The sequence below is a fragment of the Lentzea sp. NPDC004789 genome (genome assembly GCF_053601075.1).
This window is the reverse complement of the sequence record NZ_JBSGBE010000022.1, coordinates 104,334-118,826: the sequence shown is the minus strand read 5'-3', so window position 1 is coordinate 118,826 and position 14,493 is coordinate 104,334. Positions and strand designations below refer to the sequence as shown.

15 protein-coding genes are annotated in these 14,493 nt (G+C 71.1%); 6 read left to right on the top strand and 9 right to left on the bottom strand.

All coding sequences use genetic code 11. From position 1 onward, the window contains the following. From ACWEIJ_RS37640 to ACWEIJ_RS37605, 8 genes are read right to left on the bottom strand one after another with little or no spacing between them, the layout of a single operon-like run. Positions 1 to 1,215: a cytochrome P450 gene (locus ACWEIJ_RS37640; protein ID WP_449842039.1), complete on the bottom strand. Its 1,215-nt coding sequence runs from the start codon at positions 1,213 to 1,215 to the stop codon at positions 1 to 3. Next, the gene (locus ACWEIJ_RS37635; protein ID WP_449842038.1) at positions 1,212 to 3,014 is read right to left on the bottom strand and encodes a non-ribosomal peptide synthetase; all 1,803 of its coding nucleotides are present in this window, start codon (positions 3,012 to 3,014) and stop codon (positions 1,212 to 1,214) included. The genes ACWEIJ_RS37640 and ACWEIJ_RS37635 overlap by 4 nt, the downstream gene beginning before the upstream one ends. Beyond that, entirely contained in the window at positions 3,011 to 3,754 is a 744-nt protein-coding gene (locus tag ACWEIJ_RS37630) for a thioesterase II family protein (RefSeq protein ID WP_449842037.1), read from the bottom strand. Before ACWEIJ_RS37630 ends, ACWEIJ_RS37635 begins: the two co-directional genes overlap by 4 nt. Beyond that, a complete protein-coding gene (locus tag ACWEIJ_RS37625; RefSeq protein WP_449842036.1) occupies positions 3,751 to 3,951 on the bottom strand; it encodes an MbtH family NRPS accessory protein in 201 nt (66 codons plus the stop codon). The genes ACWEIJ_RS37630 and ACWEIJ_RS37625 overlap by 4 nt, the downstream gene beginning before the upstream one ends. Continuing rightward, positions 3,948 to 5,204, bottom strand: a complete 1,257-nt coding sequence (locus ACWEIJ_RS37620; protein WP_449842035.1) for an MFS transporter — start codon at positions 5,202 to 5,204, stop codon at positions 3,948 to 3,950. Before ACWEIJ_RS37620 ends, ACWEIJ_RS37625 begins: the two co-directional genes overlap by 4 nt. Further along, a complete protein-coding gene (locus ACWEIJ_RS37615; RefSeq protein ID WP_449842034.1) occupies positions 5,201 to 5,941 on the bottom strand; it encodes a thioesterase II family protein in 741 nt (246 codons plus the stop codon). Before ACWEIJ_RS37615 ends, ACWEIJ_RS37620 begins: the two co-directional genes overlap by 4 nt. A 6-nt stretch (positions 5,942 to 5,947) precedes the next feature. Next, entirely contained in the window at positions 5,948 to 7,642 is a 1,695-nt protein-coding gene (locus ACWEIJ_RS37610) for an amino acid adenylation domain-containing protein (RefSeq protein ID WP_449842033.1), read from the bottom strand. Next, positions 7,639 to 7,869: an MbtH family NRPS accessory protein gene (locus ACWEIJ_RS37605; protein ID WP_449842077.1), complete on the bottom strand. Its 231-nt coding sequence runs from the start codon at positions 7,867 to 7,869 to the stop codon at positions 7,639 to 7,641. The genes ACWEIJ_RS37610 and ACWEIJ_RS37605 overlap by 4 nt, the downstream gene beginning before the upstream one ends. A gap of 131 nt (positions 7,870 to 8,000) precedes the next feature. Between ACWEIJ_RS37605 and ACWEIJ_RS37600 the strand changes: the two genes are divergently transcribed. Further along, positions 8,001 to 8,249, top strand: a complete 249-nt coding sequence (locus ACWEIJ_RS37600) for a hypothetical protein (protein WP_449842032.1) — start codon at positions 8,001 to 8,003, stop codon at positions 8,247 to 8,249. Continuing rightward, positions 8,249 to 10,324 carry an amino acid adenylation domain-containing protein gene (locus ACWEIJ_RS37595; protein ID WP_449842031.1) on the top strand — a complete coding sequence of 692 codons (2,076 nt, stop codon included), beginning with the start codon at positions 8,249 to 8,251 and terminating at the stop codon, positions 10,322 to 10,324. The genes ACWEIJ_RS37600 and ACWEIJ_RS37595 overlap by 1 nt, the downstream gene beginning before the upstream one ends. Positions 10,325 to 10,658: 334 nt before the next feature. Here ACWEIJ_RS37595 and ACWEIJ_RS37590 read toward each other — a convergent pair whose 3' ends face one another. Then, positions 10,659 to 11,675, bottom strand: coding sequence for a helix-turn-helix transcriptional regulator (locus ACWEIJ_RS37590; protein WP_449842030.1), 1,017 nt, complete (start codon positions 11,673 to 11,675; stop codon positions 10,659 to 10,661). 262 nt (positions 11,676 to 11,937) lie between these two features. Here ACWEIJ_RS37590 and ACWEIJ_RS37585 point away from each other — a divergent pair, with 262 nt between their 5' ends. The 4 genes from ACWEIJ_RS37585 to ACWEIJ_RS37570 all read left to right on the top strand — a co-directional run bounded on the left by ACWEIJ_RS37585 (position 11,938) and on the right by ACWEIJ_RS37570 (position 14,491). After that, positions 11,938 to 12,096 carry a hypothetical protein gene (locus ACWEIJ_RS37585; protein ID WP_449842029.1) on the top strand — a complete coding sequence of 53 codons (159 nt, stop codon included), beginning with the start codon at positions 11,938 to 11,940 and terminating at the stop codon, positions 12,094 to 12,096. Between the two features lie 95 nt (positions 12,097 to 12,191). Then, positions 12,192 to 12,407, top strand: a complete 216-nt coding sequence (locus ACWEIJ_RS37580; RefSeq protein WP_449842028.1) for a hypothetical protein — start codon at positions 12,192 to 12,194, stop codon at positions 12,405 to 12,407. Positions 12,408 to 12,449: 42 nt separating this feature from the next. Next, a complete protein-coding gene (locus ACWEIJ_RS37575; protein WP_449842027.1) occupies positions 12,450 to 13,214 on the top strand; it encodes an SDR family NAD(P)-dependent oxidoreductase in 765 nt (254 codons plus the stop codon). A gap of 8 nt (positions 13,215 to 13,222) precedes the next feature. Then, a complete protein-coding gene (locus ACWEIJ_RS37570; protein ID WP_449842026.1) occupies positions 13,223 to 14,491 on the top strand; it encodes a glutamate-5-semialdehyde dehydrogenase in 1,269 nt (422 codons plus the stop codon). The last annotated feature ends 2 nt before the right edge of the window (positions 14,492 to 14,493 follow it).

Here is a 14,493-nt window from a genome sequence, read left to right as displayed (position 1 = left end):
TCAGCCCGTCACCTCCACTGGCAGGTGCTTGATCCCGAGCATGAAGTTGGAGCGCAACCGCTCCGGTGGACCGGCGGCCACGAGGCGCTTGCCGGTGGTGCGCAACGCGTGCAGGAGCTCGGTCAGCTCCGGTCGTGCGGTGCCTGCGCCGATGCAGTGGTGCACGCCGCTGCCGAACGAGATGTGCTGGTTGGGTTTGCGCGCGACGTCGAACCGGTGTGCCTGCGGGAACTTCTCCTCGTCGCGGTTCGCGGAAGCGTTCCACAGCAGGACCAGATCGCCCTCGGCCAGTGACACGCCGTGCATCTCGACCGGCTTCGTCACGACGCGCTGCACGTAGGCGTTGGTGGACGTCCACCGCAGCACCTCGTCGACCGCGGTCGGCACGACCTCCGGATCCGCCATCAGCCGATCCCACTGGCCGGGGTTCTCCATCAACGCGTGCAAGCCGCCGCTGGCGCTGTGCGGGGTCGTCTCGTTGCCGCCCACCGCGAGGTTCATCAGGTTGAACAGCAACGTTTCCTCGTCGAGCGGCCGCTCACCCGGCTCGTGGGCCATCAGGACGCTCACGGCGTCCTCGCCCGGGGCACCCGCGCGGCGGGCCACGAGGTCGGTGAAGAAGTCGAAGACGTCGGCCTGCGCCGCCGCGAGACGCAGCGCGGTGTTCTCGATGCCGCCGGTGTGCGCCGGATCGCGGTAGCCGATCATGGCCCTGGTCAGGCCGAGCAGCTCCATCGCCTCGTCCTGGTCGATGCCGAACATCGCCATCAGGGCGCCGCGCGGCAGTTCCAGCGCCACGTCGGTCGCGAAGTCGCCACCTCCTGCCGTCACGAGCGCGCGCAGTGCGCCGTCGATCCGGATCCGCACCTGAGCGCGCACCCGCTCGACCATCGCGGTGGCGAACACGCGCTGCATGCGCTTGCGCAGCAGGCGGTGCTGCGGCGGGTCGGCGGCGACCAGCATGCGCCCGGAGGCGGTGTCCACGCCGCTGCGGTAGGAGCCGCCCAGGATCGCGCCGTGCGCGGAGCTGAACGTGGTGTGGTCGCGGTAGGCGGCCATCACGTCGGCGTACCTGGTCAGCGACCAGAACCCGCCGTCCTCGGTGGGGTTGAAGTACACCGGCGCTTCGCGGCGCAGCAGGGCCCACGCCGCGTGCGGGTCGCCGGTGACGAAGAGCTCGGTGTCGGTCAGGTCGACGCTCAGCACGGCGGTCATGACACGGACTCCACGACCTCGGCACGGGCACGGTCCATCGTGGACGCGAGCTCGCTCAGCACGGTGGCTTCGAGCATGTCCTCCAGCCCGATCGTGATGCCGAGCTCGCGCTGGATCCGCTTGCGCACGCGAAAGGCGAGCATCGAGTGCCCGCCCAGGGCGAAGAAGTCGTCGTCCGCACCGACGTTCTCCATGCCCAGCAACGACTCCCACAGCTTGGTGAGGTACCGCTCGCTGTCGGTCGCCGGTTCGCGGAACGTGCCGCGCCTGCGTTCACGGTCGGCGAGCACGCCGAGCAGCCGGGCGTTGTCGCGCTTGCCGTGACTGGTCGCCGGGATCTCCGGCACGACCACGATCTCGGCGGGCACCTGGTAGTCCGGCATCGTCCGTTCCGCGTGGGCGCGCACCTCGTGCGGACCGGTCGCGGGGCCGGCCACCACGAACGCGACCAGCCTGCGGTCCTGCCCGTCGCCGACGGCGAGCACCGCGACCTCGAGCACGCCCGTGCAGCCCAGCAGCGTGCGCTCCACCTCGCGTGGCTCCACCCGGTAGCCGCGGATCTTCACCTGGTCGTCCGCGCGGCCGAGGTACTCGAGCGCGCCGTCACCGCGGTCGCGCACGAGGTCGCCGGTGGCGTACATGACCGCGCCGCCGCCCGCGAACGGGTCGGGCAGGAAACGTTCTGCCGTGCGCGCGGGATCGCGCAGATATCCGCGTGCCACACCGGTTCCGCCGATGTGCAGCTCACCCGGCTGTCCGGCGGGCACCGGCTCCAGCAGGTCGTCGAGGACGTACAGCGAGGCGCCCGCGACGGCCGAGCCGATCGGCACGCTCACCGCCTCGTCCGTCACCTCGACGATCTCGTGCACGGTCACCGCGGTGGCCGCTTCGGTTGGGCCGTAAAGGTTGCACAGCGTGCCGTCGAACCCCGCGGCGAGCAGGTCGCGGCACGCGGACGGGCGCACCACGTCGCCGCCGGTGTGCAGCACGCGCACCCCGCCGAAGGCGTCCGGGTCCTCGCTGATGATGTGGTTGAACGCCATCGTCGGCGCCAGCATCGCGGTGATCCGCCGGCGGCGCAGTTCCCGGCGCAGGTCGGACTGCACGAGATCGGGCAGCGACGGCATGACGACGAGCTCGGCGCCGACGCCCAGCGCACCCCACATCTCGAAGTGCACGGCGTCGAACGAGACGTTCGCGATCTGCGCGACCCGGTCCGCGGGCAGCAGCCGGGGCAGTGCGGGGTTCACCGCGAACGCCGCCACGTTGCGGTGCTCCAGCACCACTCCCTTGGGCGTGCCGGTCGACCCGGAGGTGAACAGGACGCAGGCCGCGTCCTGCGGTGAGGGTTCGGGGAGTTCGGCCGCGACGATCTCCGCGGGCTCTTCGGAACTCCACCCGAGCGTCTCGCACACGCCGTCGAGGCGGTCGGTCCAGTCGGGGTCCACCACCGCGAGCCGGCAGCCGGCGGCGGTCAGCATCAGGTCGCGCCGGGCGTCGAGGTAGCGGTCGTCGACGGCGACGTAGGCGGCGCCCGCACGCAGCACCGCGAGCACGGACACGACGAAGTCCACGCCACGGCGCCGATACACGCCGACGCGGTCTTCACGCCGCACACCGGAACCCACCAGCACCCCGGCGAGCCGCGTGGCGGCCTCGTCCAGTTCCGCGTAGGTCATCCGCAACCCGGTCTCGTCGGTGACCGCGACCCGGTCGCCGAACTCGGCGACCGAGCGGGCGACCAGACCGGTCAGGGTCTGCACCCGCACGTCGGCCGGGGAAACATCGATGATCGTCATCGCACGCTCGCTTCCAGTGTCAGTTCGGCCTCGAGCAGGCGGTGCAGCCGCTCCGGCATGGCCCTGAAGGAGAACTCGTCGCCGTCCAGCACCACGTGCCGGATCTCGCCGTAAGGCCCCCACTCCGTCATGGCACCGGGATCGACGTCGGTGTCGCCGGTCCAGCCGATGGTCGTGATGGCGAGCGGATCCCCGGCCGGTCCGGGCGGGGCGTAACCGCAGGACAGCTCGACGTCCACGCGCAGCACCCGGACGGCCAGCGCCAGCAGCTCGTCCGGCGGTACGACCTCGCCCCGGCGCTCGCAGCCGCGGCGCAGTTCCGCGAGGTACTCGTCGTCGGTCATCTCCGGCAGGAACGGCCCGAACCGCCCGCCCTGGTGCGGCGCCAGGCAGGACGACGCGAACAACCGCTGCGGCGGTGGCGCGCCCCGTTCGGCCAGGGCGACGGCCAGCGCGTAGCCCAGCCTGCCGCCGAGGCAGTGGCCGAACAGCGCGTAGGGCCGGTCGAGCACGGGCAGCAGCTCGTCGGCGGCTGCGGCGGCGAACTCCGCCATGGTGGTGTGCGGGCGTTCCCTCGTGCGGTTCTCCCTGCCGGGAGGCTGAACCGGGACCACGTCGGTGGTTCCGATGTGCGCCGGCCAGTCGCGATAGGTCGTGGCGCCCAGCCCGGAGACGGGGAGGCAGAGCAGCAGCCGTTCGGCCGCGGGGTCGGGTGCGCGCAGCAGCCAGCGGGTGCTCATCGGTGCGCCGCCCCCACCCCGGCCGGCCGTTCGTCGGTCCAGCGCTCGGCGATCCAGGCGAGGCACTCCGACCTGTCGCCCGTGCGGCCCGCCGCCGTCCAGCCGTCCGGGACCTGCCTGGTGGCCGGCCAGACGCTGTACCGGCCGGACCGGGTGCTCACCACCTGCCAGCGCGGCTGCGCCGTTGTGTCGATCACGTCTTCTCCTCGGGAACTAGAGCCGGCGCCGGCTCTTCGGCGCCGTTCGGTGCTTTCCTGCTCGCACGCATAAGGGTCGGCATTGCGACGACCGCCGCGAGCGCGACCGCACCCGCGGAGCAGGCGAAGGCGAGTACCGGTCCGGCCAGCCCGGCGACGATGCCGCCCGCGGCGAGACCGGCTGTCTGACCGGCGGTGTTGGCGACGGTGCCCCAGCCCTGCGTCTGCATCCACGCCGACGGCGGCGCGAGCCGGTCGAGCGTCTGACTGGCGAGGCTCGCCAGCGGCGACAGGAACAGGCCCGCCACCGCGATCACGACGTAGAAGACGCCGAACGCGGGCAACGTGGTCAGCACCGCGAGCAGGGCGGCGTTGCCGGTGGCGAGCAGCACGTACTGCGTCGCCAGCGGGCTCTTCCACTTCAGCGCGCCGAAGACCAGCCCGCCGGTCAGGCTGCCGATGCTCATCGCGGAGAACGCGATGCCGACCGGTTCCAGTGATCCCTGCCGGACGGTGGCCAGCTCCGTGATGCCGAGCGAGAGGAACCCGGACGACGTCGAGACGAACGCCATCGCGAGCAGGAACACCGCGATGTACAACGTGGGCCGTGCGTGATCACTCTGAGCGTCCACAGTGGACTTGACCGGTTTCGGTGCCGGCACCAGCAGGTCCGGCGCCGCGGTCCGCAGGAAGATCCCGGTACCGACCAGAATGCAGACGGCACAACCGAACAGCGCGGGCGAGGGTCCGAACAGCGAAGTCACCACTGCCGCCGCGGAAGGGCCGATCACGAACAGGAACTGCAGGACGACGGTGTCCAGGGTGAACGCGGCCGGCAGTTCGTCCTCCGTCACGACCGACCGCATCAGCCACCGCGTCGTCGCGGTCAGCGAAGGCACCGAAAGCCCGAACAGCAGGGCCAGTCCGGCCAGCAGCACCAGCGGAGCCTTGGCCGACGTGGCGACGGCGAGCAGGCACAGCGCCACGATCTGCACGCAGGCGAACGACGCGAGAACCGCCTTGCGCGGCAACCTGTCCAGCATCCTGCCCTGCACGACCGCGCCGGCCGCCACACCGACGGTCGCCGCCGCCGTGACGATCCCGGACGCCTCCGTCGATCCGGTCGCGGCCTGCACGCCGAGCAGCAGCGCGACCGTCGCCACCCCGAGCGGGACGCGGCCGATCAGTGAACCGAGCAGGGGGAGCCGGATCTGCGGGTGCCGCAGCACCAGTCCGGCGGAACCGAGTTTCATCCTGTGACCGTCCTCAACCTGGTCTCCTGCACCGCTTCCAGCCGCGACGCGATGTCGTCGATCAAAGCAAAGGCGGAGGTCTGGTAGAAGAAGTGGTCACCGGGAATGGTGATCTGCTCGCTCCAGGCGGTGGTGTGCCGCTCCCACGTGTGGCCGGGGAGCTGCTCCTGCGTGCCGAAGTAGGACAGGATCGGGCACGACAGCGGCTCGGCGGGGGCCGTCCACACGTTGGCCAGCGCGATGTCCCCCTGCATGATCGGCACGCACGCCGTGGCCAGCTGCTCGGCGATGCCGGGATCGGTGATCCCGTTGGCGATCATCAGTGCCTTGGTGAACTCGTGGTCGTCCTCGTGGGTCGACACGATCCGCGGAATCGGCTCGCCGGGCGTCGGCGCGTAGGCGCCGGCGGTGACCAGCGCCACGGGGTTCAGCTTCGCCGCGGCCTCCAGCGCCCAGAACGCGCCCAGGCTGTGTCCGAAGAGGACGGTCGGGGCGGTGATCCGCCGCTGGATCTCGGTGACCACCTCGTCGATCAACGGCGCGGGGTCGGTGCCGATCGGGTCGCCGAACCTGGTGCCGCGGCCGGGAAAGCACACCGCGTGCAGGCGCCAGCGCAGGGGCAGCAGGGTCCGCCAGCACGCGACGGACGCGGGGCCCGCGCCCGCGCCGGGGAACACCACCACGTCGAGGTCGGGATCATCGGTACCCGCCATGCGGGTCAACACGTTCTCGGTCATCGTTCCTCACTCCCCCACGCAGAAACGGCCGCACTCCGGGCCGTGCACGTGCAGCGCCTGCTTCGCCCGCCTGGCCAGCTCGACGCGGTCGAACTTGCCGTTGGCCGTCACCGGGATGTGCCGCAACGGGATCAGCGAGCTCGGAATCATGTACTCCGGCAACAGCTTCGCGACGTGTGCGCGCAGTTCGCCCGGTGCGACGGCGCCCGTCCGGCAGGCGTAGTAGCCGACCAGTCCGCGTGCACCGGCCACGTCGACCGCGACCACCGCCGCGGCGCCGACCGCGGGGTGGGTGGCCAGCGCGGCCTGCACGTCACCGAGCTCGATGCGGTAGCCGCGCACCTTCACCTGGTCGTCCAGCCTGCCCAGGAACTCGAGGTTGCCGTCCGGCAGCCAGCGGGCGCGGTCCCCGGTGTGGTACATCCGGCCGCCGGGCAGCGGGGAGTGCGGATCCGGCAGGAACTTGGCCGCGGTGAGCGCGCGGTCGCCGAAGTAACCCTCGGACAGGCACTCCCCGGCGATGTAGAGGTCTCCCGGTTCGCCGATCGGCTGGTGGTCGTAGTTCTCGTCCAGCACGTAGTAGCGGGAGTTCTGCAGCGGTGTGCCGTACGGGATGCTCGGCCAGCCGGGATCCACCTCGCGGATCCGGTAGAAGTTCGACCAGATCGTCGCTTCGGTCGCCCCTCCGGCGGAGACCACCTCGGCGCGCGGGAAGCGCTCGCGGATCGCGTCGGGCATGCTCACCGGAATCCAGTCGCCGCCGGTCAGCACCAGCCGCAGCGACGGCGCCGGCCCACCGGCCCGCGGTCCGGCACTGGACAGGATCAGCGACATCGCGGCCGGGCCCGCGGTCAGGCAGGTGATCTCCTCGGTGTCCAGGATCCTGGCCAGCACACCGGGGTTCACGAGGTCGTCGTCGGGGACGGTGCGCACGGACCCGCCGGCGCTCAGCACCCCCATGGTGTCGTGCACGGACAGGTCGAAGGCCCACGACGTCACCAGCAGCTGACGGTCCGACGCGGTCACCGCGAACTCGCGGTTGACCCACTCGAAGGCGTTCACGACGGTGCGGTGCCGGACCATGACGCCCTTGGGCTGGCCGGTGGAGCCGGAGGTGAAGATGACGTACGCGAGGTCTTCCGGTCCACAGCCCACCGCGGCGTGCGGCAGCGGCTCGGCCGCGTCGGCGGCATCGGTGCCCCACACGTGCGCGCCCGGCACGTCGGTGGACGGGCCGTCCAGGCACACCAGCTGGTGCAGCGTCGGAACGCGCGAAACGAGCTCCGCGGCACGGGCGAGGTTCGCCCGGTCGACGAGCAGCCGGTCGCACCCGACCTGGTTCAGCACCCGTGCCATCCGGTCGGCCGGCCAGCGCGGATCGACCGGCACGTAGGCGGCTCCCGCCCGCAGCGTCCCGATGATGCCGCGCACGGCCTCGGGGTGGTGATCGGACAGCAGGCCGACCAAGCTGCCGGGTCCCGCGCCGAGCTCACGCAGCAGGGTGGCCGTCCGTCCGGTCGCCGCGAACAGCTCGGCGTGCGTGTACGCCGTGCCCTGTGCCGTCACGAGAGCCGGGCGCGTGCCGTGCCGTTGTGCGGCCTCCGCGAGCAGCTCGGGCACCACCACGTCCCGGCGCCACGGTCGTGCCGTGTCGAACCATTCCTCGGGTGGCCGGGCGAGCCCGGTGACAACTGCCGTCATCGTTCGTTCCTCACGTCGCCGAGTTCCGCAATGTGTGCGAGGCAGTGCTCGCGAGTTCCGCTGAATCCGTGGTCGTGCCATCCCGGTGCCTGCGCACGTGCGGCCGGCCAGACGGAGATGTGTCCGAACTCGTTGCGCACCACCTTGAACCCGGTTTCTCCGCTCACCTGCGACACACCCCTGTCGTCGTCGAAACCCGATGCCGGAAACGCTAGATGGCAGCGCATCGGGTCGCACTGGGCGCTTGTTGCCATGACAGTTCCCTGCCACCCCTGGAACCGGTGCGGATGCGGTTGTGCGGATCTACGCTCGGCGGCAGGAGACAACGCGTACACCGACCGGAAAGAGAATTCACGCAATGAGCTCAGCCGCACAGATCCACGCGCTGATCGAGTCGCACGCAGCCGGCTCGTTCACGGATTCGACCACACTCGTCGACGCCGGGGTGGTGTCGCTCTCGATTTTCCGCATGATCGCCGAACTGCGCCCGGACCCCGGTGCCGAGCTGGACATCGAGGGCCTGGCGCACGTGCACACCGTCGCGGACCTCAAGCGGTGGCTCGGTGCCATCGCCGGTGCGTCGGCGCAGCTGGGGAGGGTGAGCTGATGACGCTGGCACCGGCGCTCGACCTGCCCTCCGCGCCCGGACTCCCGTCCGCGCCGGGTGATCGGCACGCACCGCCGCGGCGGAGGGAGTGCGCGGCGCCGGTGGCGTGGCCGGGAGCGTCCAGCCACGCGGTGGCCGTGGCGGCCTTCGCGGAGGTGCTGCACGCGTGGAGCAGGAGCCCGCGGTTCTCCGTCCGGCTGCCCGGCGGCACCGCGCTCGTCTTCGACGACGGGGGTGACTTCGCCGAGCGGCTCGCCTCCGTGCACGCCCAGCTGGAGCTCGGTGCGCGGCCGGCAGCGGGCGGAGATCTTCCGGTCGCGGTCACGTTCGAGGCCGGCTCGGTGCCCGACGCCGATCTCGAACTGCGGCTCGTCGGCGACCGCTGCGAGTGGCACTCGCGCGACACGGCGTTCCCGGCCGGCATGGTCGACGACATGTTCGAGGCGTTCGACCGGCTGCTGGCCGAGCTGCGCGACCCCGGCGACGTCGCGTCCCGCACCCGGTTCGACCTGCTGCCGCAGTGGCAGCTCGACCGGCGGGCCGAGGTCAACGACACGGCCGCGCCCGCGCCGGAAGGCCTGCTGCACACCGCGGTCGCCGAGCACGCGCGGCTGCGTCCCGACGCGCCCGCCGTCATCACCGCGCACCGGCAGATCACCTATCGCGAGTTCACCAGCAGGGTGAACCAGGTCGGCAGGAAGCTGCGTGAGCTGGGCGTGCGGCCGAACCAGCTGGTGGCCGTCGCGATGGAGAAGGGCTGGGAGCAGATCGTCGCGGTGCACGGCGTGCTCGCGGCCGGCGCCGCCTACCTGCCGGTCGACGTCACGCTCCCCACCGAACGCATGCACGTGGTGCTGGAACGCGGTGAGGTCTCGCACGTGCTCACCCAGGCGGTCGTCGACGAGCGGCTGCACTGGCCGGAGCAGGTGAACCGGCTGCGGGTCGACACCGACTTCGACGGGCTCGACGACACGCCGCTGGAGCCGGTCGCGACGCCGGCCGACCTCGCCTACGTGATCTTCACGTCCGGCTCGACCGGGGTGCCGAAGGGCGTGATGGTCGACCACCGCGGCGCCCTCAACACCATCGCCGACATCAACCGCCGCTTCGGCATCGGGGCAGGCGACCGCGTGATCGCGATGTCCGGCCTGCAGTTCGACCTGTCCGTGCTCGACTCGTTCGGCCTGCTCTCCGTGGGCGCCGCGGTCGTGGTGCCGGACCCCTCACCCAAGCCGGACCCCGCGCACTGGGCCGAGCTCGTCGCCGACCACGGCGTGACGTTCTGGCACTCGGTGCCCGCGCTGCTGGAAATGCTGGTGCTCTACACGGAGGTGACCCGCCGCCCCGACCGGCTGCGGTCGCTGCGGCTCGCGCTCATCGGCGGCGACTGGATCCCGGTCGCGCTGCCCGGCCGCCTGCGCGCGCTCAACGGCGACGTCGAGGTGGTGTCCGGCGGTGGACCGGCGGAGGCGTGCGTGTGGTCGACCCTGTACGCGATCGGCGAGGTCGACCCCGGCTGGCCGAGCATCCCCTACGGAACCGCGCTCACCAACCAGCAGGTGCACGTGCTGGACGAGGAGCTGCGCCCGTGCCCGGTCTGGGTGCCGGGGGAGATGTACCTGGTCAGCGACATCGGGCTGGCGCACGGCTACTGGCGCGACGCCGAACGCACGGCGCGGCAGTTCGTCGTGCTGCCCTCCGGCCGGCGCGCCTACGCCACCGGCGACCTCGGCCGGTTCCTGCCGGACGGCAACGTCGAACTGCTGGGGCGCAAGGACTTCCAGGTGAAGATCCAGGGCGTGCGGATCGAGCTGGGCGACATCGAGTCCGCGATCACCGCGCACCCCGCCGTGCACGCCGCCGTGGTGGTCGCCGCACGGACCGGGCAGGGCATCCCGGTGCTGCGCGGGTACCTGGTCGCGCGGGACGGCGGGGTCGACACCGGGCGGCTGCGGGAGTTCCTGGAGGCGAAGCTGCCGAAGTACATGGTGCCTGCGGGGTTCACCGTGCTGGACGAACTGCCGTTGACCGGCAACGGGAAAGTCGACCGCCGTGCGCTGATGGAGGCGGGCTGACCGGCACGGGCTGACCGGGTCGCGTGGGGGAGTTCGCCCGCGCGACCTGGGGCAACGTCGCCGGCTCGCGTGGTGGTGGGCCGCTTCGACGCTGGTGTGGGATCGGTTTGGTGCTGCGAGATCCGCGGCGCTTCTCCGCGACGTGGTTAGTTCGTGTGGTCCTGCTGTGCGGGGGCGCTTCGACGCTGGTGTGGGATCGGTTTGGTGCTGCGAGATCCGCGGCGTTCCTCCGCGACGTGGTCAGTTCGTGTGGTCCTGCTGTGCGGGGTCGCTTCCACGCCGGTGTGGGATCGGCTTGGTGCCGCGAGACCCGCGGCGCTTCTCCGCGACGTGGTCAGCTCGCGTGGTCCCGCTGTGCCGCGTCGAGCCAGCCGCGCCGGGTCGCCTCGACCCCGGCCTGGAACCGGCTCTGCGCTCCCAGCCGCGCCGCGAGACCCGCGACGATCCGCCGGCCGGTGCGCACCGACACGCCGAGTTTGCGCGCCACCGCCTCGTCGGTGTTGCCCTGGGCCAGCAGCCTGAGCACCGCCAGTTCCTGCGGGGTCAACCCGTCGTCGGTGGACCCGGCCGCCACGCCCAGCGGCGTGGCCGAGGCCCACACCTGCTCGAACAGCTCGCACAGCGCCGTGACGACGCCCGCCCCGCGCAGCAGCACGGCACCGGCCGTGCTGCTCTCCGGGTCCATCGGCAGCATCGCCACCTGGCGGTCGTAGATGATCATCCGCAGTGGCAGCACCGGCATCGAGCGGATTTCGCCGCCCTGCTCCACCAGCCACTGGGCGTAGGACATGGAGAGACTGTCCTTGGTGATGCTGTTCAGGTAGATCGTGCGCAGCCGCACGCCGCGACGCATGATCTCGGCGTCCAGCGGCTTGCTGGCCGCCATGTTCTCCGGGGTCTGCGCACCTTCCGGCGCGAAACCCATGATCTCCGACCGGGCCTCGTGCGCGAGCGCCTCGATCCTGCCCCTGATCGAGTCGATGCCGAGCAGCTGCTCCACGCCCTCGTACTGCTGGCGCCGCTGGACCTCGGCGTACTCCTCGATGGCGTGCTCGAGCGCGACCTTGCTGGCGGTGACCTGGCCCTGGCGCTCGCGCAGCTCGGCCTCCTGGCGCGAGAGCAGCGCGGCCAGCCCCACCTGGGGCGCCACCGCCTGGTACTTGCCGGGAACCTCCCACGACGGGCGGACGAGCGACAGCCTGCTCAGCTCGTCCAGCGCCTGCCGGACCTGGTCGACGTGCCAACCCAGCCGGCCGGCCACCTCCGGCACTCCGGCGGCCGGATCCCGCAACATCGTGCGGTAGACCGCGTCCGCATCAGCGCCCAGGCCGAACAGAGTCAGCACTTCCACAGAGCCCCCCGGGTGCTCACAGTACGCACGTACTTGCTGTCGGTGAGGCTACCTCGCGCCCCGCGACGTGGACCAGCTTCTCCGCAAACCAGCTGCGGGCTACCGGAGTCGTGGCACACACCTGCCATGACAGCTCCCTGAAGCCCCATCAGTGATGACAAGCCCGCTTGGCGCGGAAAGAATCGAGTCATCGCAGCAAGGCGCCTCACCGGGACGACCCGGAGGTCGCGCACTGATTCTTCTGGAACTGGGGAGCACATTCATGTACACGACGACTTCGGCTGCCGCCAAGAAGTTCTCGACGATTGCCTGCATTGCGATGTTCGCGATTGCGGGTGCATTGACTCTCACTCCGGCCGCAACCGCCTCGACGGCATTCACGACGATCGGTGTCAATTCCGACAACAACGGCTGGCAGTGAGCTGATCCGTTTCCCTCGACGTTGGGGTAAATGTTGTGCACGGCGTCCGGCTCACCTTCGAACACGATTCCGGCTGTCTGCCTCCGTCACTGGAGGTGCTGAGGCAGACCGTGCTGGACGCCGCGGCGGACGCCGCGATATCCGTGGAGCACATCTGGCTCGGCACGGAGGCCCCGCTGTCGCACGTCGTCGTTTTCCTCGCGGGTCCTTCCAACGATCACGCGCTGTCGGCCAGTCTGCGGATCGGCCACTACGTCGAGGGCGAAAGCAAGGCCCTCCGGTTCACCGGTTGCACCCCGTTGCAGCCGTGACCTCCGGTCCCTCACCCCCGCACTCAGGAGGCAGGCAGTGCCATGCCCGATTTCGGATCGGTACCGATGACCGGCCCGCTGGCGGTGGTCAGCGGCGGTACCCGCGGCATCGGCCGCGCGCTCAGCGAACGGCTGCTCAAGCTCGGTCACCGCGTTGTCGCGCTGTACCACGCGAACGAGGAGGAAGCCGCGGCCGCGCGGTCCGCGCTCGGCCCCGGCTTCACCGCCCTCGCGTGCGACGTGTCGGCGAGCGCGGAGGTGACGGCGGCCGTGCGAACGCTGGCCGCGAACCACGGGCCGGTGCGGGTGCTGGTGAACAACGCCGGCCTCAACGTCGACAAGCCGTTCCTCGACCTGACCGACGACGACTGGCACACCGTGCTCGGCACCAACCTCACCGGAGCGTTCCTGCTCACCAGGGCGCTCGTGCCGCACATGCGCGCGCAGCCGGACCCGGTCATCGTCAACATCGGTGCCACGACGGGCATCCGGCCGCGCGTCAACGGTGCGAACTACTGCGCCAGCAAGGCCGGGTTGATGCAGCTGACCAAGTGCCTCGCTCTCGAACTGGCGCCGGACATCCGGGTCAACTGCCTGGTGCCCGGCATGATCGAGACCGAGGAACTGGTCACGCGTTTCCACCTGCGCGACCCGGTTGCGCGCGAGCGCGTCGTCGAGGAGATCCCGCAGCGCAGGCTCGGGCACACCGACGACATCGCGGCCGCACTCGAATTCCTAGTCAGCTCAGCAGGTTCGTACGTCAACGGTCAGCGCCTGATCGTCGACGGCGGCCAGTTCATGTGGTAGGAGCCCCGTTGACTGACCAGATGCTCGAACAGGTGCGCGCCGCACTGCGGACCGCACCGCCGATCGGTTCCGCCGCGTACCTGCGGTACTGCGACGAGCTCGCCGGCGCACTACGGCGCGAGTGGAAGACCGTCCGCGAGGCCAACGACGCCGACCTGCGCGCGATGCGCGCCCAGGGGCAGCCGGACGTGCTCGTCGAGCGGGTCCGGCTGGCCGATCCCCAGCTCGACGCGGTGCTCGCGCTGATCGACTCCGTGCGCCAGGCCCTGATTGAACCTCATGAGAGCGCGGAGGTGGGCCCGTTGCGCGCCCGCCGGATCCGCAAGCCGCTCGGCGTGGTTTTCATGATCTACGAGGCGCGGCCGACCGTGACCGTCGAGGGCGCGCTGCTGCCGGTGGTCATGGGCAACGCGGTGATCCTGCGCGGTGGCAAGGAGATCAGCGCGACCAACCGCGCGCTGGCACCGGTCGTGGCGGACGCGTTGCGCGCTGCCGGTCTGCCCGAGTCGATGGTGACGATCCTCGACGACATCGACCGCGCCCAGCTGCGTGCGCTGCTCAAGCGGCCGGACGCCATCGACGTGGTGCTGCCGCGCGGCGGCCCGAGTCTCGTCGACTTCTGCCGCCGCGGCTCGACCATCCCGGTCATCGCGAGCGGCGGTGGGGTCAACCACCTCTACGTGCACGCCAGCGCGGACGTCCGGCTGGCCGCCCGGATCGTGCTGGACAGCAAGCTGCCGGAGCCGACCGCGTGCAACACGCTGGAGACGGTGCTGTGCGACGACCGGATTCTGTCCGCGGTGGTCGCTTCGGTGATCGCGGAGGCGACGGCCCAGCGGCAGCCGTGCACCCTCAAGCTGCCCGCCGCGAACCTGGTGCCCGGCACCGAGTTCGTCACCCTCACCGCGCTCACCGAGCACGACCGCGGCCGGGAGTTCCTGGACCGGACCGTCGCGATCCGGCCGGTCGCCGGTCTCGACGAGGCCGTGGACTTCGTGCGTGCCAACGGTTCCGGCCACACCGAGGGTGTGGTCGCCACCGACCGCGAGGTGGTCGGGCAGTTCTGTTCGCGCGTGGACGCGGCGGCGATCGTCTGCAACGGATCGCTGCGCCTGCACGACGGTCCGACGATGGGGCTCGGACCGGAGATCTCCATCAGCACCGGCCGGTTGCACGTGCGCGGGCCGGTCGCGCTCGACGCTCTCACCACCAGCGCCTGGGTGATCGAAGCGGACGGCGCGTTGCGTGAGAAGCCCGGCCATCAGGGGAGGAACTGACC